At 63.0% G+C, this 20,393-nt stretch carries 19 protein-coding genes; 10 read left to right on the top strand and 9 right to left on the bottom strand.

The window, feature by feature from the left end; all coding sequences use genetic code 11:
- Positions 1 to 202: 202 nt before the first annotated feature.
- Positions 203 to 1,240, bottom strand: coding sequence for an alpha/beta hydrolase (locus FME68_RS12495; RefSeq protein ID WP_328287852.1), 1,038 nt, complete (start codon positions 1,238 to 1,240; stop codon positions 203 to 205).
- Positions 1,241 to 1,483: 243 nt separating this feature from the next.
- Between FME68_RS12495 and trhA the strand changes: the two genes are divergently transcribed.
- Entirely contained in the window at positions 1,484 to 2,185 is a 702-nt protein-coding gene (trhA, locus tag FME68_RS12490; RefSeq protein WP_046649317.1) for a PAQR family membrane homeostasis protein TrhA, read from the top strand.
- A 30-nt stretch (positions 2,186 to 2,215) separates the two neighbouring features.
- On the opposite strand, the gene FME68_RS12485 is transcribed toward trhA, so the two are convergent.
- From FME68_RS12485 to FME68_RS12475, 3 genes are all read right to left on the bottom strand, one after another.
- Positions 2,216 to 2,851, bottom strand: coding sequence for a DUF6891 domain-containing protein (locus FME68_RS12485; protein WP_158397740.1), 636 nt, complete (start codon positions 2,849 to 2,851; stop codon positions 2,216 to 2,218).
- Between the two features lie 95 nt (positions 2,852 to 2,946).
- A complete protein-coding gene (locus FME68_RS12480) occupies positions 2,947 to 5,031 on the bottom strand; it encodes an acyl-CoA dehydrogenase family protein (RefSeq protein ID WP_158397739.1) in 2,085 nt (694 codons plus the stop codon).
- Positions 5,032 to 5,062: 31 nt separating this feature from the next.
- Entirely contained in the window at positions 5,063 to 6,361 is a 1,299-nt protein-coding gene (locus tag FME68_RS12475) for an acetyl-CoA C-acetyltransferase (RefSeq protein WP_158397738.1), read from the bottom strand.
- Between the two features lie 185 nt (positions 6,362 to 6,546).
- Between FME68_RS12475 and FME68_RS12470 the strand changes: the two genes are divergently transcribed.
- Together FME68_RS12470 and FME68_RS12465 are read left to right on the top strand one after the other, a co-directional pair.
- Complete coding sequence (locus FME68_RS12470; RefSeq protein ID WP_049157178.1) at positions 6,547 to 7,887, top strand: 3-oxoacyl-ACP reductase; 1,341 nt, start codon at positions 6,547 to 6,549, stop codon at positions 7,885 to 7,887.
- Positions 7,888 to 8,847: a MaoC/PaaZ C-terminal domain-containing protein gene (locus FME68_RS12465; protein ID WP_158397737.1), complete on the top strand. Its 960-nt coding sequence runs from the start codon at positions 7,888 to 7,890 to the stop codon at positions 8,845 to 8,847.
- A 38-nt stretch (positions 8,848 to 8,885) separates the two neighbouring features.
- On the opposite strand, the gene FME68_RS12460 is transcribed toward FME68_RS12465, so the two are convergent.
- Positions 8,886 to 9,920 (bottom strand): acyl-CoA thioesterase, encoded by a 1,035-nt coding sequence (locus FME68_RS12460; RefSeq protein ID WP_158397736.1) that lies wholly within the window; start codon positions 9,918 to 9,920, stop codon positions 8,886 to 8,888.
- A 33-nt stretch (positions 9,921 to 9,953) separates the two neighbouring features.
- Between FME68_RS12460 and FME68_RS12455 the strand changes: the two genes are divergently transcribed.
- Genes FME68_RS12455 through purM form a run of 3 tightly spaced genes read left to right on the top strand, consistent with a single transcriptional unit; the run spans position 9,954 to position 12,953 of the window.
- Positions 9,954 to 10,358, top strand: coding sequence for a sterol carrier family protein (locus FME68_RS12455; protein WP_049157172.1), 405 nt, complete (start codon positions 9,954 to 9,956; stop codon positions 10,356 to 10,358).
- A 34-nt stretch (positions 10,359 to 10,392) separates the two neighbouring features.
- Positions 10,393 to 11,886, top strand: a complete 1,494-nt coding sequence (gene purF, locus FME68_RS12450; protein WP_158397735.1) for an amidophosphoribosyltransferase — start codon at positions 10,393 to 10,395, stop codon at positions 11,884 to 11,886.
- A gap of 14 nt (positions 11,887 to 11,900) precedes the next feature.
- Positions 11,901 to 12,953 (top strand): phosphoribosylformylglycinamidine cyclo-ligase, encoded by a 1,053-nt coding sequence (purM, locus tag FME68_RS12445; RefSeq protein WP_158397734.1) that lies wholly within the window; start codon positions 11,901 to 11,903, stop codon positions 12,951 to 12,953.
- 110 nt (positions 12,954 to 13,063) lie between these two features.
- Here purM and FME68_RS12440 read toward each other — a convergent pair whose 3' ends face one another.
- Positions 13,064 to 13,291 (bottom strand): DUF3073 domain-containing protein, encoded by a 228-nt coding sequence (locus FME68_RS12440; protein ID WP_070511197.1) that lies wholly within the window; start codon positions 13,289 to 13,291, stop codon positions 13,064 to 13,066.
- Positions 13,292 to 13,479: 188 nt separating this feature from the next.
- A complete protein-coding gene (gene ygfZ, locus FME68_RS12435) occupies positions 13,480 to 14,541 on the bottom strand; it encodes a CAF17-like 4Fe-4S cluster assembly/insertion protein YgfZ (RefSeq protein ID WP_328287851.1) in 1,062 nt (353 codons plus the stop codon).
- 30 nt (positions 14,542 to 14,571) lie between these two features.
- On the opposite strand from ygfZ, the gene FME68_RS12430 reads away from it, so the two are divergent.
- The gene (locus tag FME68_RS12430; protein ID WP_158397733.1) at positions 14,572 to 15,459 is read left to right on the top strand and encodes an aminodeoxychorismate lyase; all 888 of its coding nucleotides are present in this window, start codon (positions 14,572 to 14,574) and stop codon (positions 15,457 to 15,459) included.
- 30 nt (positions 15,460 to 15,489) lie between these two features.
- On the opposite strand, the gene FME68_RS12425 is transcribed toward FME68_RS12430, so the two are convergent.
- A complete protein-coding gene (locus tag FME68_RS12425; protein ID WP_144013960.1) occupies positions 15,490 to 16,164 on the bottom strand; it encodes a heme-binding beta-barrel domain-containing protein in 675 nt (224 codons plus the stop codon).
- A 63-nt stretch (positions 16,165 to 16,227) separates the two neighbouring features.
- On the opposite strand from FME68_RS12425, the gene FME68_RS12420 reads away from it, so the two are divergent.
- Positions 16,228 to 17,268, top strand: coding sequence for a diacylglycerol/lipid kinase family protein (locus FME68_RS12420; protein WP_158397732.1), 1,041 nt, complete (start codon positions 16,228 to 16,230; stop codon positions 17,266 to 17,268).
- On the opposite strand, the gene FME68_RS12415 is transcribed toward FME68_RS12420, so the two are convergent.
- Positions 17,265 to 18,101, bottom strand: a complete 837-nt coding sequence (locus FME68_RS12415) for an LmeA family phospholipid-binding protein (protein WP_046649304.1) — start codon at positions 18,099 to 18,101, stop codon at positions 17,265 to 17,267. The genes FME68_RS12420 and FME68_RS12415 overlap by 4 nt on opposite strands.
- Before the next feature lie 33 nt (positions 18,102 to 18,134).
- On the opposite strand from FME68_RS12415, the gene mshD reads away from it, so the two are divergent.
- Positions 18,135 to 19,049 (top strand): mycothiol synthase, encoded by a 915-nt coding sequence (gene mshD / locus FME68_RS12410; protein WP_158397731.1) that lies wholly within the window; start codon positions 18,135 to 18,137, stop codon positions 19,047 to 19,049.
- Between the two features lie 173 nt (positions 19,050 to 19,222).
- A complete protein-coding gene (gene pstS / locus FME68_RS12405; RefSeq protein ID WP_328287850.1) occupies positions 19,223 to 20,332 on the top strand; it encodes a phosphate ABC transporter substrate-binding protein PstS in 1,110 nt (369 codons plus the stop codon).
- The last annotated feature ends 61 nt before the right edge of the window (positions 20,333 to 20,393 follow it).

Raw genomic sequence — 20,393 nt, 5'->3', positions numbered from 1 at the left:
CGAAGCCAGCGACTAGTTCCACTGCCACAAGGCAGAAGGAACGCAGATAAACATAGCCTGCCCCAGCATGGGGCTAGGAGTACGAATCCTGGGCTCCTTCAAGCGGAACTGCTAACAACGTAATGGGTAATTTGGAAATGCCGGAGACGGGAGCGAGGGGCCGATCCCGCAGTGAGGCGGTAATCTCCTAGGAACCAACTACCTACGCGCCGATAGTGCGGGCGATGGTCTGGTCCCAGCTCAGCTTCATCTGGTGAGAGAAGAGGCCGAAGGTGTGCGAGCCTTGGGGGCTGAAGTAACGGTTCACGCGCACCCCGGCGTTGCGGGCGTTGCGGGTGAATTCCTCCGAGCAGTGGTTGGCCACCATCTCTATCGCGCGGGGCCCGAGCCACTGGCTGGGCTTGTTCGTGCCATCGATGGGGCCCGGGGTGCCGGAGGCCGAGCCAACGAAGACCTCGACGTCGCGAAGGCGGCCGGGATTAGCGTTGGGGTCGTGGTCGAACCACTGTGGGGAGCCCGGCAGGCCCCACGCGTTGAAGGAGGATCCGCCGCCATAGGCGATCATCGCGGTGGAGGTGGGGAAGCCAATCGCACCGGAGCGCACCGGGCAGCCGGAGTAGGAGGCCGCGGCCTTGTAGCGCTGTGGGGCGTGGCCGGCGATGTCGAGTGCAGCACCGCCGGTGGAGGAAACACCACCAATGGCATCGCGGCCGGTGCCGTGGAATTCTGCGTCGATCAGCGGGGGCAACTCAGTTGTCATGTAGGTGTTCCACTTGTTGACGCCCAAGATGGGATCCTCGGTATTCCAATCGGTGTAGAGAGAATAAGCGCCACCGAGTGGCATCACCACATTGACGTTCTTGCCCACGGCCCACTGGCGGATATCCGTGTGCGTCATCCAGTTCATGCCCGCCTGGCCGCCCTCCACGCCGGGCAGCAGGTAGAAGGAGGGGCGCGGCTTATCACCCTCGGGGAGCAGGACGTTATTGGAAATCACCGCACGGTTGGCCGGGGACCACACGTCCACCACCCAGTGGTTGCCGCCCATGTGGCGCTGTGAGGTGATGGAAGGCTCGTCGCCCAGCCAGGGCTGCGGGTTGGTTACGCGCGAGGAAACCTCGCCGATCGTGCTGGACTGAGCGGAGGCGGAGCCGACGCCTGCCGACGCCGCCCCCAGCGCCACCATGGCGGCTGCGAGCCACGCCGTGGTGCGGCGAGGACCTGAGACATAGGAAAACACAAATAGTGAAGTTTACTTTGTCGGCGCTTCCGAACTGCACATAGCGGCAGAAAACCTGGCGGAAACTTTCGCTTAGCCCTTGTCCGCTGCAGCGCCCCGCCGTATAGTTACGGGTACGTAAGTTTTGAGGGTGAATGCGTTATTCGCATGACTCTCATTTCAGACAAGGCAAGGGCCCTCACTATGAACGCACCCAGTGCTCACATATCCTCCCCGCAAGAGTTTCCAGTTGAAGACAGCTCTATGCGCGAACACAGCACGATGGAGCAGCTCATCCAGCGCACCTATTGGATGGCGGACCGTGGTCCGCGTCCACTGACGCGCGGCTGGGGCCATTTCTTTGCCGCGATTGCTTCCCTCATCGCATCGACCGTCCTCATTACCTTTGGGTGGATGACGTTGCCGTGGTGGCAGGGTCTCGCGGTGACGGTCTACGGCGTGGGAGTGGTGGGGCTCTTTACGGTCTCAGCCCTGTACCACCGCTGGCCGTGGGTATCGATGCGCGCGGTGCAATGGTGGCGGCGTGCTGACCACGCGACGATTTCTGTGTTTATCGCGGCGACGTACACGCCGCTGTGCGCCATCGTGCTGGAGCCGACGCAGGCGCTATGGATGCTAACTGCGGCGTGGGTGGGCGCCATCATGGGCGTGGTCTTGAATTTGGTGTGGATCAATCATCCGCGGTGGTTGGATGTGGTGGTCTACCTCGTCCTGGGCTGGCTCATCCTGCCGCTGCTGCCGAACCTGTGGCAGTCCGCGGGGCCGGCTGTAGTGTGGCTGCTGTTCGCAGGTGGGGTGGTCTACTCGCTGGGTGCGTTGATGTACGGCTTCAAGTGGCCGGGTCGCAACGCGCGCTGGTATGGCTACCACGAACACTTCCACACCGCGACGATCGCCGCGGCGGTGGTGCACATGGTAGCCATCTGGATGGTTGTGGCGGGCTAGCCCTATACAGGGCTAGCGTTGTGGGGCTATTTACTCGGCATCGGTGAGATCTTCGGCGAGGGGGAATTCGAGAGCGACGTCTTGGCACAGAACGCGTGCTGTCGTCGAGCCATTCCACTCGGGATCAAAGCCCACGGCGCGTAGGGCCTCGACAAGTTGCTCGCCGACCTTGATGGTTGCTTCTTCGTTTTCCGCCATCGCGGAGAAACCGAAGTACAGCTCGCCGTCGTAAATAACTCGGCTGATGTCCTGTCGGTGGCAGTAGGCATAGCCGCTGCGGCCTTCCTTCTCAGCGAGCTTGGAGCCTACCCAGACGCCGTCTGAGAGATCCCAGGCCTCGTTGAACGTGAAGGAGATATCGCGCTGAGCAAGCTCCTCGCGCAGGGCTTCGAGGCGCTTAACATCCTCCGACTTTTCTGTGACCAGCCGGCCGTATTCTGCGGCGACTTCGTCGATGATGGTGTCAAAATCCTCTGGATAAGGTTCCTCGTAGCTGGCCTCCCATTCGGAGGGGTCATCGAGGACTTCAATGTAGTCGTTGTGGATGTCCTGGCGAGATTCGCCGTGGCAGAGGCGCAATGCGATGTCATTGCGAAGCGGACTTGGCTCAAGGAGATCATCGGAGGGCGGGAAGGAACTGGAGAACATCGGATGCTGTGTGGTCATAGCTCAGAGAGTAACCAGCCCCTATCGCTACTTTCAGAAAACTAGGGAGGGCACCCCGCCAGATGGCGAAAGTGCCCTCACTATGCGTGGAGTGACTAGACGTGGAGCGGATCCACTCCGGCCTCGGTCAGCATCGGGATGTTGTGTACCTCAGGCGGAACGCCGAAGGCATCGATGAGCACGACGGACCACGGTGCCAGCGAATCCACGAGGTCGTTGATGGCGGCGCGGGCGGCCTTGATCCGGCCTGCCGGGATCAGGTTGTGTTCCTGGTACCAGCCCGCGTGCTGGACCAAGGTGTCGAAGACGAAGAGGTGGCGCAGCTGCTCAAAGACCTGGCGTGCCAGCGAACCTTCCTCAAGGCGCTCCTCTGCCTCAATCATGGCCTGGACCAACAAGGTATCCACGCGGGCCCAGCCGGCGGCGATGAGGTGATCCTGGCACTGATCCACGATGGCGGCGGCCTGCACCTTATCGGCCTTGCGGGCCGGCTGGATGCGGCGCACGAGGGAGAAGAGGATGGACTGGGCACGGTCGTCGATCAGCTTGGCCTGGTAGGTGGCGTCGAAAAGCGAAGCTTCGGAGGGGTTCACGCGGTCCACCAGGCCTTGCAGACGGGTGGTGAACCCGTAGCGGCGACGAACCACATCGGTGGCGGTGGAGGCCGCGTATTTCACGGTGTCCCACGGGCTCATGTCATTCATCGCGCGGCCGTAGGCGGTGAGCAGGTTCTTGCCCACCATCTGGATGAGCACGGTGTTATCGCCCTCGAAGGTGGCGAAGACATCGGAGTCAGCGCGGTAGGTAGTCAGGCGGTTCTCCGACATGTAGCCAGCGCCGCCGCAAGCCTCGCGGCATTCCTGGATGGTGCGGGTGGCGTGCTGGGTCTGCGCAGTTTTGATGGCCGCGGCCAGGGATTCCATCTCGCGGGAGGCGAACTTCTGCTCCTCGGTCGGCTCCGTCACTGACCAGGTGCCAGCCTCGTGCTGATCGTTTTGCTCCTGGTAGCGCTCCAGAATCTGGTTGTAGAGCAGGTGCAGCGCATAAGTGCGGGCCAACGGAATGAGCAGACGGCGGCGGTGCTGGCGGTGCTCGATGAGGCGCTTCTCAGCGCCGGTCGCGCCCTCAAACTGGCGGCGGCGGTTGGCGTAGCGGATGGCGATGTCCAGGGATGCCTCGGTGGCCGCGCCCGCCGCACCGGAGACGCCGATGCGGCCGCGGATGAGAGTGCCCAGCATGGTGAAGAAGCGGGCATTCTTGGACTCGATGGGGGAGGTGTACTTACCCTTCTCATCGACATCGGCGAAGCGGTTGAGGAGGTTCTCGCGCGGCACGCGGACATTGTCGAAGCGCAGGGTGCCATTGTCGACGCCCACCAAACCACCCTTGTGGCCATGATCGCCCAAGGTCACGCCCGGCAGCTCGTTGCCTTCTTCATCGCGGATCGGGACGATGATGGCGTGCACGCCGTGGGAGCGGCCATCGCTGTCAGGGGTGATCAGCTGGGTGAAGACGACGGCCGCACGGCCGTCCTTGGCGGCGTTGCCGATGTAGTTCTTCACCGCGGAATCGGAGGGGGTGTTGATGACGAACTCGTTGGTCTCTGGGTCGAAGGTGGCGGTGGTTTCCAGGGACTGCACGTCAGAGCCGTGGCCGCGCTCGGTCATAGCGAAGCAGCCTGGCAGCTCCAGGCTGGCGGCTTTCTTGACCCACTCGAGGTGGCGTTCAGTGCCGAGCTGATCCAGGGCGCCGCCCCACAGGCCCCACTGCACGCCGGACTTAATAGCCAGTGAACCATCAACCCAGGCTAGGCCCTCCAGAGTGAAGGTGGACAGGTTCGGCTTACCGGAACCGCCGTTGGCGCGGCGCAGGCCGTGGTTGAAACCGCCGAAATCGCGGACCTTGGAGAGGTTGTCAAAGGTGTGCTGGCGCTGCTCTGCCATCGGCAGGTCCGGCTTCGGGAAGAGCGAAGGGTCGTTGAGGAAGGTGCGCAGCTCCTGGCGGAAGGCGGCGTGGGGGCCGTCGAGAAGCGCAGCCAGTTCAGTGGCCACTGAGGGCTTCGGGGTGGTGGGCAGGCGGTGCGGGCTGCGGGCCTCGGCCTTGGGGGCGTCGGTCGTGGCCTGGTTGTTGAGTTCTGGTGAGACGGATTTCGTGTCCGAGGAGGACTTGGTGAGTGCCATGGTGGGGTTCCTTTCTGGGGAGGGAAGTTTCTTAACGCTCGACGATGGCTGCAACACCCTGTCCACCGGCCGCACAGATGGAGACGAGGGCGCGCCCACCACCGTTTTCTTCGAGAATCTTGGCGGTAGTGGCGAGGATGCGGGTGCCGGTGGCGGCGAAGGGGTGCCCAGCGGCAAGGGAGGAGCCCTTGACGTTGAGCTTGGCGCGGTCGATGGGGCCCAGCGCAGACTGCAGGCCGAGGCGCTCGCGGCAGTAGGCCTCGTCCTCCCATGCAGACAGGGTGGCGAGTACCTGGGACGCGAAGGCCTCGTGGACTTCGTAAAAGTCGAAGTCCTGTAGCGACAGGTTGTTGCGCTCCAGCAGGCGCGGGACCGCGTAGGTCGGGGCCATGAGAAGCCCATCGGGGCCGTGGATAAAATCGACCGCCGCGGTCTCGGAATCGACGAGGAAGGCGCGGGGCTCGATATTGTGCTCGGCTGCCCACTCCTCGGAGCTCAGCAGGGCGACGGAGGCGCCGTCGGTCAGCGGTGTGGAATTGCCCGCGGTCATGGTGGCCTGCGTGCCGTGCTGCTCTGCATCGCGTTTACCGAAGACCGGCTTGAGCTTGGCTAGGGACTCCAGGGAAGAATCCGGGCGCAGGTTGGTATCGCGATTGACGCCGAGGAATCCGGTGGTGAGGTCATCGAAGAAACCCTCTTCCCAGGCCTGATGGAGGTTCTGGTGGGAGGCGAGCGCCAGTTCGTCCTGGGCTTCGCGGCTGATGTTCAATTCGCGGGCGGTGATGGCGGCGTGATCGCCCATGGAGAGTCCGGTGCGCGGCTCACCGTTCTGTGGCTGTTCCGGGGCCAGCTGCGAGGGGCGGATAGAGCCGATGAGCTGGGCGCGCTGAGCGGCGGTCTTGGCGCGGGTGAGGTTGAGCAGCGTGCGGCGCAGGGTGTCATTGACGGCCAGCGGGGCATCCGAGGTGGTGTCCGTGCCGCCCGCGATGCCGGCGGAGATTCGGCCCTGGGCAATGGCATCGCCGACGTGGATTGCTGCCGCAAGAGAAGTGCAGCAGGCCTGCTGCACGTCGAGTGCTGGGGTGGTCGAGTCGAGCGCGGAACCGAGGACCGACTCGCGAGTGAGGTTGAAATCGCGGGAGTGCTTGAGCACGGCACCCGCGGCGACGAGGCCGAGGCGTTCGTCGTGCAGCCCGTAGCGCGCCACGAGGCCGTCGAGCGCACTGGTGAGCATGTCTTGGTTGGACGCGTGAGCGTACTGCTTATTGGAGCGAGCAAAGGGAATGCGGTTGCCACCGAGGATGGCTACGCGGTGCGGGGGGTTGGTCATCAAAAACTCCTTCGCGAGTGGTCTGGTGCGAATCGCCCCAGTGGGAGGGGGTAGCAATCCCACCGCGCGTTTCGCATCACAACTAAGGTGATATTGTTAGTTCTATCACTCAATTAACGGGCCTTGCAACTAGCAAAATAATGCTCGCAAGGTTGTGAAGATCCCAGAAAGGAATGCGTCACCTTATGCCGCACGTCACCATTGCCGAGAAGCTCATCAACTCTCCGCTTGCCGCCAAAGCGGGTGTACCCCAGGGCCACCCCCTGCGCCGCCATAAAGTAGGCGAACCGGCGCTCGATGGCCCCATCGTCATTGGCGGCCAGGGACGCATCGCCGACTTTCTTCGCTCCCAGCTAGCCGTGGATTACCAGATCATCAACGCCTCTGCGGAGGCCCCGCGCGCCGCCCTCGTCTTCGATGCCACCGGCCTAGAGACCCCCGAGCAGTTGCGCGAGCTGTATGACTTCTTCAACCCACAGATGCGAAACCTCCTGCCGTGCGCACGCCTCGTGGTTGTCGGCACCACCCCGGAGGCTGCAGATACTATCGACGCCCGGATTACCGCGCGCGCACTCGAAGGCTTTACGCGCTCCTTGGCCAAGGAGATGCGCAAGGGCGGCACCGTGAACCTGGTGTGGGTAGATCCTGCGGCCACCGCGGAGGTGGAGTCCACCCTCCGCTTCTTCCTCTCCGGGAAGTCGGCCTTCGTGGATGGCCAGGTGGTCCGCGTGGGCGCGGTGAGTGAGGGTTCCCCCGCACGCGGCGGTGAGTCAGCGAAGTGGGAGAAGCCGCTCGACGGGCGCCTCGCGGTGGTCACCGGTGCTGCTCGCGGCATTGGCGCTACCATCGCCGAGGTGCTGGCCCGCGACGGTGCCAGCGTCATCTGCATCGACGTCCCGCAAGCTAGCGAACACCTGGCGAAGACCGCGAACAAGGTCAAAGGCACCGCGCTGCCTCTCGATGTCACTGACCCTCAGGCTGCGGACAAGATTGCCCAGCACGCCCAGGAGCGTCATGGTCGAGCTATTGACGTCATCGTCCACAACGCTGGAATCACCCGCGACAAGCTGCTGGCCAACATGAACGAGGGGCAGTGGGACGCTGTCCTTGCTGTTAACCTGCTGGCACCGGTACGCATTACCGAAAACCTCCTCGAATCCGGAGCCCTCGCGCCGGGGGCGGCCGTGGTTGGTGTGTCCTCCATGGCCGGCATTTCCGGCAACCGCGGCCAGACCAACTACGCCACGACGAAGGCAGGCATCATCGGGCTCGTTGATTCCTTGCGCTCCGTCTTGGCGGAGAATGGCTCCACCATCAACGCTGTTGCCCCCGGATTCATCGAAACCGCCATGACTGCGGCGATGCCCACTGGGCCGCGGGAAATCGGCCGCCGGCTGAACTCACTGCAGCAAGGTGGTTTGCCTGTCGACGTCGCGGAGACCGTCGCCTTCTTCGCTGCCTCGGCCTCCGCCGCGGTGAGCGGCAACACGGTCCGCGTGTGCGGCCAGAACCTCATGGGAGCATAAATGAACGTCACCACACTCAACGAGATTCCTGACCTTCCCGCCCTTTACCGCTCACTCATGGTGGGCGCGGTGCCCATCCCCGGGCTGGGGGCCGGCAAGCGCAAGGTCGACGACCCGCAGACCGCCTACCGTGTCGAGGGGGTGCGCGTAAATACCGCGCACCTGGCCCGCTACTGCCAAGCCACGGGCCTGCGTCTGGGCAATGAGCTGCCCGCCACCTACCTGTATGCGCTGGCCTTCCCACTCGCAATCAAGGTGATGGCGGCACAGGACTTTCCTTTTCCCGCAGTCGGCGTGGTGCACCTGTCGAACCGCATCGAGCAGACCCGCCCGCTGCGCGTCGACGAAAGCTGCGACATCTCCGTGCACGCGGAAAACCTCCGCCCGCACCGCAAGGGGCTGGTCATCGATATGGTGACCACGTACAGCGTGGGTGGTGAGGAGACCTGGCGCCAGACTTCGGTTTTCCTAGGCCAGGGCGCGAAATTCACCAAGGGCACCCCGCGGCAGGTGCGAACGCGCCCGGAAGCCGAGCGTTTCCTCGAGTTTCCGGGTGATGAGGTAGGAACCCCCACGGCAACGCTGCGCTTTAGCCCCGAGAGTACCCGCGTTTATGCCGCGGCATCCGGCGATAAGAACCCCATCCACGTCTCCACCGTGGGCGCCAAGCTCTTCGGTTTCCCCGCACCCATCGCGCACGGCATGTATACGCACGCCCGGATGTTGTCGGGGCTCGACGGCACCCTTTCAAGTGCTGTACGCATCAGCGCGGACTTCTACAAGCCGGTTATTCTTCCGGCGACGACGGGCGTGTTTGTGGCTCCGAGTGTCGCCACAAACACTGGGGCCGGAGCGAGCGTCGCCACAAACACTGAGGCCGGAGCGCGCGACGTCACGTTGCGCAAAGCCAAGGATCCGAGCACCCTCCACGTGGCGTGTCGAGTTGAGCCGCTGAACTAGCTGCGTGGTGCTGGATTAGCCATAGGCTAATCCAGCGGCTAATCCACGTGCTGATGCTGTGGCGCCACCACCAGCGGCTTCGGGGAGTACTTGCCGCGCAGCCCGCGGAGAATACCGGCGTGCTCCCACAGGCGCTTGTCTTCTTCAGTGCGGGGGACAAACTGGCGGGCGGCGAGCGGCTGCCAGTCAGCGTCCATGCCCATGTAGGCCACAGTGGCGTGGATGGCGGTTTCTAGTTTCTCGCGGCCACCGCGCGGGTTACCCGAACGCACGTGGATCGACATCTGCATCGAGCGGGTATCCGTGCGCATCATACGGGCATCTACCTCGATGAGGTCTCCAATATGGATAGGCCGGTAGAAGCGAATGCCGCCGGCATAGACCGCCACCGTGTGCTCGCCTGACCACTCCATGGTGCAGGCAGCGCCGGCCTCATCAATCCATTCCATGGCCGTACCGCCGTGGACATTGCCGCCCCAGTTGACGTCGGTCGGCTTTGCCAAGAAGCGGGTGACCATTCGAGGGGCATCGGAAGGGCCATCATAAGTCTGCTTTTCCATCTCCGCTTCGATGGCTTGGCGCAGCTCGATGCGGGATTCCGCGGCTTCCCACACGCGTTGGTGCTCCACGGTGTCCGGAACCAGCGGCGGCACGGCGACCGACTTACCGGTTTCCGTGTCCTTGGCCACGAAGATGACGAGGCAGTCGCACGCGCGGGTAAAAATGCCATCGCGCGGGTCGGCGGAAAGCACCTCGTTGACGATGTGCATGGAGGAGCGCCCCGTCATCGCGATGCGCGACCGCACCTCCACGAGGTGGCCTGAGGGGATGGGGCGCGTGAAGTGAATATGGCCCACGTAGGCAGTCACGCAGTAGGTACCGGACCATTGAACCGCGCACGCATAGGCGGCCTTATCGATCCATTCCAGGACGCGGCCGCCGCCGATGCCCTGGGCGCCGGCGATGGTGAGATCGGTGGGGGCGGCCATAAACCGCAGGGTGAGGGAAGGGGACTTCTCGTGGGGAACGGACATCTTTTCTTCCGACGAGCTTGATGGCATGGTTGGTGACATGGATAACAAAGTATCAGGGAGCGTGGTGACCGGATGAAGAAGGCCGTTGATGCCGCCACGGCCCGTGCCGCCGTCGAAGCAGTGGCGGAGTGGATCCACGATCCTCAAGGGGTGGAAAAACCAGGTCGCGCCGCGCTTGCGGCCGCTACACGCACCACGGCCCGCCTGGTGGAGGCAGACGCGCCGGGCCACTCCGTGGAGCTGCGGGTCCCCCCATTCGTGGCAGTGCAGTGTATCGCCGGGCCTCGCCATACCCGGGGCACCCCTCCGAACGTGGTGGAGATGGATCCCCTGACGTGGCTGCAGCTGGCTACGGGTGCCATGGGGTGGGAGCAGGCGCTTGGCGACGGCCGTGTGGACGCCTCCGGCTCCCGTGCCCACGAGATTGCTGCCTACTTGCCCGTGATTCCGTTAGTTTTCACTGGCCGGAACGGCTAGGATTAGCGCCGTGGTAGCTGAACACGTCCAGAGCATGACTAAGCCCCTGTCGACGGATCCCAGCCTGGATCCGGAGCCCCGCGAAGAATGCGGAGTTTTCGGTGTCTGGGCACCAGGCGAAGAGGTTTCCAAGCTAACCTACTTCGGCCTCTTTGCCCTCCAACACCGCGGCCAGGAGGCCGCGGGCATCGCGGTGGGGGATGATGACCGCATCGTGGTCTTCAAAGACATGGGCCTAGTGTCCAATGTCTTCGATGAATCCATCCTGACCTCTCTGCACGGAAACGTGGCTGTTGGCCACACGCGGTATTCCACCGCGGGCGGCAAGGAATGGTCGAATGTGCAGCCGATGTTTGGGACGTCGCCCAGCGGCGTCGACATTGCACTCGGCCACAATGGCAACTTGGTGAACTACGTGGAGCTGCGCGCCGAGGCCGTGGAACGCGGGCTCATCAAGCCGCACGAGGAATCCGTCTCGGACTCCATGTGCCTGTCCATCTTGTTGGCGGATGGCGTCAGCGAAAATAATTCAGTCTTCGACTCGGCACTGCAGCTGTTGCCCAGGGTCAAGGGGGCATACTGCCTGACCTTTACCGACGGTCACACGCTGTATGCCGCCCGCGATCCGCACGGCGTGCGTCCGCTCGCCCTCGGCCGCCTTAGCACCGGCTGGGTGGTGGCGAGCGAGACCTGCGCCCTCGATATCGTGGGTGCGCAGTTCATCCGGGAGATCGAACCCGGCGAGCTCGTCGCTATTGATGAGACCGGTATTCGCTCCGAGCGCTTCGCGGAGACCAAGCGCCACGGCTGCGTCTTCGAATACGTCTACCTGGCGCGGCCGGATACAAACATCAAAGGCCGCTCCGTCAATGCCACGCGTGTGGAAATTGGGCGTCGCCTAGCGCGCCAGTACCCAGCGCCCGACGCGGACATGGTGATCCCCGTTCCCGAGTCCGGCAACCCGGCCGCCGTGGGCTATGCCCGCGAATCTGGGCTGACCTTTGCACATGGCTTGGTCAAGAATTCCTACGTGGGCCGCACCTTTATCCAGCCCACGCAGTCTCAACGCCAGATGGGCATCCGCCTCAAGCTCAACCCGTTGCGGGAGGTCATTGACGGCAAGTCCATCGTGGTGGTGGATGATTCGATCGTCCGCGGCAACACGCAGCGCGCCCTGATTCGGATGTTGCGGGAAGCCGGCGCTGCCGAGGTCCACGTGCGCATCGCCTCCCCGCCGGTAAAGTGGCCGTGCTTCTACGGCATCGACTTCGCCTCCCCGGGTGAACTGATTGCTAATGCCAACCCCTCCGATGACCCGGAGGAAGTGGCGCAGACCATCTGCACGGCAATCGGTGCAGATTCGCTGGGCTTCGTCTCCACCGATGAGATGGTGGCGGCCACCGAGCAGCCCCGCAGCGAATTGTGCTGTGCCTGCTTCGATGGCGAGTACCCGCTTGGACTGCCCGCCGGAAACCCCAATGCTGAGGCCGTGCGTACCCTGCAGGGCTCGACGACAACTAACGAATAAGGACTAAGTCACTCATGAGCGAGAACACGTATGCTGCCGCCGGCGTCAACATTGAGGAAGGCGACCGCGCAGTTGAGCTAATCACCCCGCACGCCAAGCGCGCCTCCCGCCCAGAGGTCATGGGCGGGCTGGGCGGTTTCGCCGGCCTGTTTAAGCTGGGCGAGTACAAGGAGCCGGTCCTCGCGGCCGGGTCAGACGGCGTGGGCACCAAGCTGGCCGTGGCTCAAGCCATGGATAAGCACGACACCATCGGCATTGACCTGGTTGCCATGTGTGTTGATGACCTCGTCGTATGCGGCGCCGAGCCGCTCTTCCTCCAGGACTACATCGCCGTGGGCGAGGTTGTTCCGGAAAAGGTCGCGGACATTGTCAAGGGCATTGCTGAGGGCTGCGTCCAGGCTGGTGCAGCGCTCCTCGGCGGCGAGACCGCTGAGCACCCGGGCGTCATGGGCAAGGATGAGTACGATGTTTCCGCTACTGCGGTTGGTGTGGTGGAGGCCGATGAGCTCCTCGGCCCCGACAAGGTACGTGACAGCGACGTCCTTATCGCTATGAAGTCCTCTGGCCTGCACTCCAATGGCTACTCCTTGGCGCGCTACGTGCTGCTGGAGCAGGCCGGCCTGCCGCTGGACGGCTACATGGAAGACCTGGGCCGCACCCTCGGTGAGGAGCTTTTGGAGCCTACCCGCATCTACGCCAAGGACTGCCTGGCGCTGGTATCGGAGTGCGCGGTGTCCACCTTCTGCCACGTCACCGGTGGTGGCCTCGCGGGCAACCTCGAGCGCGTGATCCCGGAGGGCCTGACCGCTGAGGTTAATCGCTCGACGTGGACTCCGGGCCAGATCTTTAAGACCATTTCCTCCGTGGGTAAGGTTGCCCTCGAGGAAATGGAGAAGACGTTCAACATGGGCGTTGGCATGATCGCCGTCGTTGCGCCGGAGGACCGCGAGCGCGCGTTGGCTATGATGACCGCCCGCCACGTTGAGGCATGGGAGCTGGGTACCGTCCGCGTCGCCGAAGAAGGCGAGCCGCGCGTCCTCATGACCGGTGAGCACCCTGGGTTCTAGGTTCTGAAGAAAGGAACAGGGCCGGAGGCGCCCCTCACTGAGAGGGGAGGCATCTCCGGCCCTTCGCTTACGTGCTGTGCATGTACAGAATGGGGAAGTGATTCGCGCGCTTAGCGCTCCTCGGAATCATCCTCATCCCACTCGTCCGAGTCCCAGCGATCCGCATAGTCCTCGTAGTCCGCGTACTCCGAGTATTGATCCTCGTCCTCATCGCTGGAGCGCTTGGAGTTCTGTGAGGCGAGTTCACGCTGGAGCGAATCCAGATCCATCTCGGGCGAATTGTACTTCAGCTGGCGTGCAACTTTGGTCTGCTTTGCCTTGGCGCGTCCGCGTCCCATGTGCATGACCCCCTTGAGGTGTGTAGGGCGGTCCAGGGATTCTTGGCCGCCCCATCGTCTTAGTCAGATATGTGTATGTTCCTGTAAGACACCATAGCCTGTGTGACGAAAAAATTCCGAACTACCCCCTAGCGGTGTGCTGAAAAGTGCTCCACCCTGCGGCAAATAGTCCATTGTGTAATGCGCCACTATTTTCCGCGCAGGCGATCCACAGCGGCACGGCCGGCCTTCGGGCCCTCATCGGCAGGGATGGAATCCGGCTCGATCGATGCTGCTACCGGACCAATGGCCAGCTCTCCATGGTCGAGGGCGCTGCGCTTTACTAGACCAAGCGCGATGGGGCCATACTCACAGTCCTCCACCACGGTGCCGAGTCTGCCCACGCGACGCCCACCCAACGTGATGTCCGCTCCGCTCTCCGCTTGCTCCGGGGCGGAGCCGTCGAGGTAGAGCAGCACCAACAAACGGGGAGAGCGCCCAAGGTTTTCTACGCGCGCGACGGTCTCCTGCCCGCGGTAGCAGCCCTTGTCCAAGTGAACGAACGCGGGCTGATCTTCGCTGCGCCGGATCCAATGCGGAACCTCGTGGGCGATAGTCTTTGCATCGAGATCTGCGGCTAGTTCGGGCTCGCGTGCCCGCACGCGCTCGGCGGTAAAAGCCATGAGCCCCGCTAAGCTTCCGCCCTGGGCCTCCAACTCTTGCACCGCTGCGTCTAGTTTGTCCCGCGGCACGAGGAAGTCCTGGCGCGGGCAGCCCGGCCAGTGCACGGGCCTCTCCACCAGGGCCGTAGAAGGTTTGTCCAGCGCTTGACCGAGGACGCTGATGACCGCCACGTCTACTTCCTCTACGGTGACCTGGGACCAGAACACCATGGCGGTGAGGAAATCTCGCAAAGACTCGAACTGCGCCGCCGGCACATCGAGGTAGAAGGTTTCCCCGTCGAAAGACAGATCCATGTGGTGCAGGACGTGGCCCTGAATATTGAGGTCAAGGGCACCTGCGGAAAAGCCGGCGTCCACGTCATCGAGCTTTTGGCTCAGGAGGTTATGCAGGAAGGCTCGGGCATCGGGCCCAGAAACCGCGATGACGCGGCGATGGGAGCGGTCGATGACGGCTGAACCTGTTTCCACCGCGCGCTGTTCGACGAGGGGGTTGCCGTAGTGCCAGGGGACCCCGGAGACATCGACGAGCGTGGTGCCCTGGAACTCAGCGGCTCCGGGCCGGGAAAGAAGTGGCGAAGAGTAACTCACGCCCTCCGATGGTAGGGCATAATCGGGGCTATGAGCCTTCAGCGCAGAAAAGAGCCGGTCATCTACGTCGTGGAGCCGTTTGGGGGATCGGTGCGGCGCCACATGCCGAACCTACCGTTGGTCTACTGGGATGATGCCGCGGTCACGCGCGGAGACGGGATTTTTGAATCCCTTCTAGTGCGTGATGGCAAGGCGGCGAACCTTCCCCGCCACGCGGAGCGCTTCCGACACTCCGCCCAGGCTCTGAATTTGCCGGAGCCGCCGATGCACAAGTGGGAGGAAGCCACCGCGTTGGCTATCGCCGACTTTTATGGTCCCGCCGGCGCGGGGGACACGGGTGGCTCGCCGCTCGAAGCCAAGTGCACGTGGACCTATACCCGCGGCCGGGCCTCCACCGGGGTGCCCACGGCCTGGGTTGCGGTTCAGGAAATCCCGGAGGATGTGGTGGCGCAGCGCGCGAAGGGCGTCAAGGTCATGAGTACGCCGCGATTGTGGCAGGTGGCGGAGGAGCTGCCGGCCAAGACGTTGAACTATGCGGCAACCATGGCCACGCTGCGGCTGGCCCGCGAGCGCGGATTTGATGATGTGATCTTTACCGACCCCGACACGGGGCAGGTCTTGGAGGGGGCTACCTCAACCGTGGTGGCGGTTAAGGGAACCAAGCTGCGCACCCCCGCGGGCAAGGGGATACTCCCCGGAACCACGCAGGCCGCGCTGTTTGAATACGCCTCAGAACAGGGGTATCGCTGCAAGGCGAAGGAGCTCAACCTGAGCTACCTCGAGGAGGCTGACTCGGTGTGGCTGGTCTCCTCGGTGCGCACAGCGGTGCGGGTGACGCGCCTCGATGACAAGAAACTCAAGGCGCCGGCGAACGCGGAGGAAATACGCGCGCTGATCGACGCCGCCCTGGCCCGCTAGATTCCCTTATGCGGCTAGCTCGCCTGCTAGCTAGCCTGCTACGCGGGTGAGCTCGGCGGACATGAAGGGGCGCATCTCGCCGTCGACAAGCCGCTCATCGACCCAGCCCAAGTTGTTGTTCGGCATCAGGCCGTACATGCGCTTGCCGGGGCCGAGGTTGGCGGGGCCTGTCTCCGTCACCATGGTGGAGGCGGACTCCAGCTGCCAAGCGCGCTCGTTGAACAGGGAGCCGTAGAAGATCTCGTTGACACCATTGGAGGAGGTGTAGGTCATCTCAATCTCGTCCTTGAGAGAGATGCGCCAGAATCCGGATTCGCGCACGTCCGGGCCCGCCGGGTTGCCCTCGGAATCGATCTTCCAGGTGCGGGAGGTGTAGGTCAGGTAGTTCTCACCGTCGTGGGCGATGATGAGCTGCTGGCCAAAGGCGTACTGCTCGCCGTCGGCGCTGTGGGCCTGGCCTTCGCCCTGCCACACGCCGACGAGGGGGAGAAGCCCCAAGAGTCCATCGTGCAGCGACGGACCCTGACGCAGGTTTGCCGTCTCATCGGGCAAAGGGTTCTCTGCTACATCAACGGTGGGGATGTTGCGGGAGGCAGCATCCTTCCATGCTTCCGCGGCTTGGTTGACGGCTGCGTTGCCATCAATCTTGGCGTTCTCCGGCTGGGTGTTTTCCGGGTGATTCTCATTATTCGTCTGTTCGCTCATGCTGCCCCAGCGTAGTCGTGGGGGCGCCACGGAAACCACTAGGCTCCAGTAGTCTAGGGGGTCATGCGCGCATTGCTGATCTCAAACCCGAACTCCACGAGCCAGAATTCGGCCCTCTTCCGCGAGGTTCTGCCCGTCATTCGGGACGTGGAGGGGCTGCAGCTGCTTGCTCGCTTTACGCATTATCCGGGGCACGCGGAGGATATAGTGCGGGGCATGACCAGGGAAGACTTCGATGTCATCTTGGTCTTCGGGGGAGATGGCACGGTGAACGAAATTGTGAACGGGCTGTTAGGCCCCGCAGATTCCGCGGAACGTCCCAGCCCCCAGGACATTCCGGCTCTCGCGGTGATTCCCACGGGCTCCGCCAACGTCTTCGTCCGTGCCCTCGGCTTCCCCAATACTCCTGTTGAGGCAGCCCACGTGCTGGCTCGGATGCTGGAACGCAATACGCGCCGCACCGTGTCCTTGGGAGTGTGGAATGACCGATGGTTCGCGGTCAATGCTGGTTTCGGATTGGATGCCGACGTGCTCGCTCGCGTGGACCGTGCTCGGGAAATGGGTTTTGCAGCTACTCCGTTGCGCTATTTGGCTGTGGCCTTTCAGGCCTATCAGCGCGCCCGCATTCGCCCACCGCGCATTAGCGTGCGTGCGCGCTCCGGCTCGGGAGCCACTTTCTCGGCTGATGACGTGCCCGTCATGTTCACCTCGAACACCAACCCGTGGACCTTCCTCGGGCCGCTGCCGGTGGTGACCAATCCGCGCAACTCTTTCGACCAAGGCCTTGGCCTCTTCGGGGTATCAGACCTCGGTGGCATTGATGGTCTTGTGGGCGTGCTCCACCTTTTTGGCGTGGATCACCGCCACTGGCTGAATAAGGTCACGGACGCCCGAACGCTCCACTTTGAGGATGCCGTCGAGGTGGATTTGGTGTGCCCGAAGCCGCACCGCTTCCAAGCAGACGGAGAATCGGAGGGTACCTTCACGGAGGTGCATCTGGAATCGGAGGCAGACGCGTTGGAAGTCTTCGCTCCTACCGATCCGGCCCCGCCCATGCACCGCAACGTCCGCAGGATCCTGCGCGACCTCGTTCGAATCAACTAATTTTGACGCCAACTCGGCGGCGTCGTCGGTGCGCTGCCTACTTCGTTGGCGGTGTCCTGTGCCTTTTGCGCTGCATCCTCGACGGCCTTTTCTTCCGACCCATCGATTTCGAGAGGGGAGAGCTGCGCCGTCTTCAAAGTGATGTTGCGGCGCTGCACCTCGAACGTAATGGAACCGCCGTGCAGCTTCACGGAGGTGGCCTGGGCAGGCAACGGTAGTTGACGGGTATCCAAGACCAGCCCGAACGCTTTCTTGAGGCGTTCATCATCGGTCCCGTAGACGCTCATGCGAAATTCCGGCCCAACGAGGCGCAACGTTACCGTCGCCGTGGACTTGGTGGTGTCTCCCGGTAGCGTGCCGGTGAGCTCAGCTTCGGCAGACGGGCCGCCGGTGGGGGACATGTCATCTGGGTTGGCGATGGATAGGTCCGTAATGCCCAGCAGGCGGCCGAGGGCTACTCCGTCGATGCTAATGCTGCGCGTGTAGGTGGAAACCGGCGCACCTTCCAAGTCCCCGCTGAAGAGCTGTTCGGGGCGAATGGTGATATCGCGCAGCGTCGTGGAAGCGTTGACCATCCCGAGCTTGGGAACCTCCACATCGGAGGAGTTGACCTCGAGGTAAGGAACCTCTTTGGTCAGAGCGCCGAGGGTAAAAGGAACGCCGCCGATGTACACATTGGGGCTATTTTCTAGCTGGGAACTGGCTTTCGCTTTCTGTGCCACGGTGTGCTCGGCATGCATCGCCACCGCGGAATCCGCCAGCCATGCGGTCAGGACCACTCCCGCGACGGCGGCGAGTCGGACGACGGGGCGGCTGAGGTAGATGACGGTCACCCTTCTATTACTACCGCACGTAAGCTGGGAAACATGAATATTGAGACCCTTACCCTGCCGCAGAATCCGGATTTGGCACAGCGCGTGGAGGAGCTGGCCACACGCGCCGAAACGCACGATGGTTATGCGCCGTTCTCCGAGCAGTTTGTGGTCGGCCTGCGAGATGGTCGCCTTGGGCACCGCCACCTGCTCGCACTCGAAGACGGTGAGATAACAGGTGTGGCTGCCGTCGAAGGGAAGACGGTAGAGCTCGTCGTCGACGTCGAACACCGCGGGCGCGGGGTGGGGCAGGCGCTTGTCGACGCCCTCCCAACCTCCCCCCAGATCTGGGCTCATGGCAACCTCCCGGCCGCCCAGGCGCTGGCGAAGCGCAATGGGATGGACGTCGTCAGGCGCCTGCTCGTCATGGCTATTGAGGGACGGGACCTACGCGCGGCGGAGGAAGCGTCCGCAAAGGTCGAAGGCCTAGAGATCTGCACGTACACGGAGTCGGTCGAGCGTCTCGGGCGCGAGTACGTCGAGGCGGAGTGGTTACGAGCCAACAACGAGGCTTTTTCCTGGCACCCAGAGCAAGGTGGCTGGGACCTGGAGCGTTTACACCGCGGGATGGAAGCCGAATGGTTCGATCCGGCCGACGTGCTCTTCCTGTGGGATTCGCACGGTGGTGAGCACAGTGCCCCAACCATGGCCGGCTTTCACTGGCTGAAATGGCATGAGGAGGACATCCCAGCCTTCGGTGAGGTCTATGTTGTGGGGCTGAGCGAGGACTATCGCGGGCGCGGGCTCGGCGGCCCGTTGCTCACCGCTGGCTTGCAGCGCATGGTCGCTAAAGGAGCGGACAAGGTCATCTTGTACGTCGAGGCGGACAATGAGCCGGCAGTAAAGGCCTATGAGAAGCTCGGCTTTGGTACTGCGGAGGAGCACTGCGTCTGGGCGAAAAGTGACTAGTCTCACCGCCTTTTGGTACAAGTTAACCGATTGTTCACCTCTTGATCCCTGTGGGGTTAACCCTCCACATATAGCTTTACTTCCCGTGAGTTAATCGCGCTTGCCTTTGGAGAGGGTAGGGGGCGATTTCCTCGAAAAATCATTCTCTTGTATCCGTACCGGAAAGGTTCCCCGTGATTCGCAACTTCAAGCGCACTGCCGCTATCTTCGGCATCGTCGCCGCCACCTCCACCGCTCTCGTTGCCTGCTCCGAGTCCAACGATTCTGATTCCGCCGATGGCGGCTCCGACTCCGTAGAGGTCTCCGGTGACCTCTCTGGTGAGGGCGCTTCCTCCCAGAAGTCCGCAATGTCCGTCTTCGAGAAGGCCTTCCTGAACGAGTACCCGGATGCTAACTTCTCCTACACCTCCTCCGGTTCCGGCGCTGGTGTGAAGGCCTTCAACGGTGGCACCGTTGACTTCGCTGGTTCCGACTCCGCCCTGAAGGAAGACAAGGGTGAGGTGGAGACCGCCAAGGAGCGTTGCGACGGCAACGATGCATGGCACCTGCCGACCACCATCGGCCCGGTTGCTATCGCCTACAACCTGGGTGACACCGAGGTCAACCTCTCCACTGACACTCTGGCCAAGATCTTCAAGGGCGAGATCACCAAGTGGAACGATGACGCCATCAAGGCTGAGAACGAGGGCACCGACCTGCCGGAGCAGAACATCACCGTTATCTTCCGCTCTGATGAGTCCGGTACCTCCGACAACTTCCAGAAGTTCCTGACCGCCGCTACCGGCAACTGGGACAGCGAGGGCAAGCAGTTCCCGGATGCTGTTGGCGAGGGTGCTAACGGTTCCTCCGGTGTGGCTGACCAGGTCGCTTCCATCGAGGGTGCTATCACCTACGTTGAGGCTGGCTACGCTCACCAGAAGGAAGCCGACGGCGTCAAGATTGCCAAGATTGACTTCGGCAACGGCCCGGTTGAGCTCAACGCTGAGTCCGTCGGTGTTGCTCTGGACCACCTTGCTTTCAAGGACACCGGCTCCGAGCACAACATGGTTGTTGACTCCGACAAGCTCTTCGCTTCCAACGACGAGGGCGCATACCCGCTCATCCTGACCACCTACAACATCGTCTGCTCCGCTGGCTACGATGAGGAGACCTCCGCTCTGGTGAAGGCATTCTTCAACACCGTTCTGGACAACCAGACCGATGAGCTGGAGAACGCAGGCTTCATCCCGGTTGCTGGTGACCACCTCGAGCGCCTGAAGGCAGCTGTCGACGCTATCCAGTAAGCGCGTTAACTGCGGGCCTTAGTGCCGTAGTTGCCGTTTAGATACACACTTCCGCCCCCAA

The organism is Corynebacterium hiratae (genome assembly GCF_009708045.1).
Taxonomy (GTDB): Bacteria; Actinomycetota; Actinomycetes; order Mycobacteriales; family Mycobacteriaceae; genus Corynebacterium; species Corynebacterium hiratae.
Note: the sequence above shows the minus strand (reverse complement) of the source record. Positions and strands in the feature narration are given on the sequence as shown.

Bases quoted from the DNA above. Each gene is read 5' to 3' on its own strand.
- trhA (WP_046649317.1), top strand. From the start codon at position 1,484: ATGCGCGAACACAGCACGATGGAGCAGCTCATCCAGCGCACCTATTGG.
- FME68_RS12485 (WP_158397740.1), bottom strand. From the start codon at position 2,851: ATGACCACACAGCATCCGATGTTCTCCAGTTCCTTCCCGCCCTCCGAT.
- FME68_RS12480 (WP_158397739.1), bottom strand. From the start codon at position 5,031: ATGGCACTCACCAAGTCCTCCTCGGACACGAAATCCGTCTCACCAGAA.
- FME68_RS12475 (WP_158397738.1), bottom strand. From the start codon at position 6,361: ATGACCAACCCCCCGCACCGCGTAGCCATCCTCGGTGGCAACCGCATT.
- FME68_RS12470 (WP_049157178.1), top strand. From the start codon at position 6,547: ATGCCGCACGTCACCATTGCCGAGAAGCTCATCAACTCTCCGCTTGCC.
- FME68_RS12465 (WP_158397737.1), top strand. From the start codon at position 7,888: ATGAACGTCACCACACTCAACGAGATTCCTGACCTTCCCGCCCTTTAC.
- FME68_RS12460 (WP_158397736.1), bottom strand. From the start codon at position 9,920: ATGTCACCAACCATGCCATCAAGCTCGTCGGAAGAAAAGATGTCCGTT.
- FME68_RS12455 (WP_049157172.1), top strand. From the start codon at position 9,954: ATGAAGAAGGCCGTTGATGCCGCCACGGCCCGTGCCGCCGTCGAAGCA.
- purF (WP_158397735.1), top strand. From the start codon at position 10,393: ATGACTAAGCCCCTGTCGACGGATCCCAGCCTGGATCCGGAGCCCCGC.
- purM (WP_158397734.1), top strand. From the start codon at position 11,901: ATGAGCGAGAACACGTATGCTGCCGCCGGCGTCAACATTGAGGAAGGC.
- FME68_RS12440 (WP_070511197.1), bottom strand. From the start codon at position 13,291: ATGGGACGCGGACGCGCCAAGGCAAAGCAGACCAAAGTTGCACGCCAG.
- FME68_RS12430 (WP_158397733.1), top strand. From the start codon at position 14,572: ATGAGCCTTCAGCGCAGAAAAGAGCCGGTCATCTACGTCGTGGAGCCG.
- FME68_RS12425 (WP_144013960.1), bottom strand. From the start codon at position 16,164: ATGAGCGAACAGACGAATAATGAGAATCACCCGGAAAACACCCAGCCG.
- FME68_RS12420 (WP_158397732.1), top strand. From the start codon at position 16,228: ATGCGCGCATTGCTGATCTCAAACCCGAACTCCACGAGCCAGAATTCG.
- mshD (WP_158397731.1), top strand. From the start codon at position 18,135: ATGAATATTGAGACCCTTACCCTGCCGCAGAATCCGGATTTGGCACAG.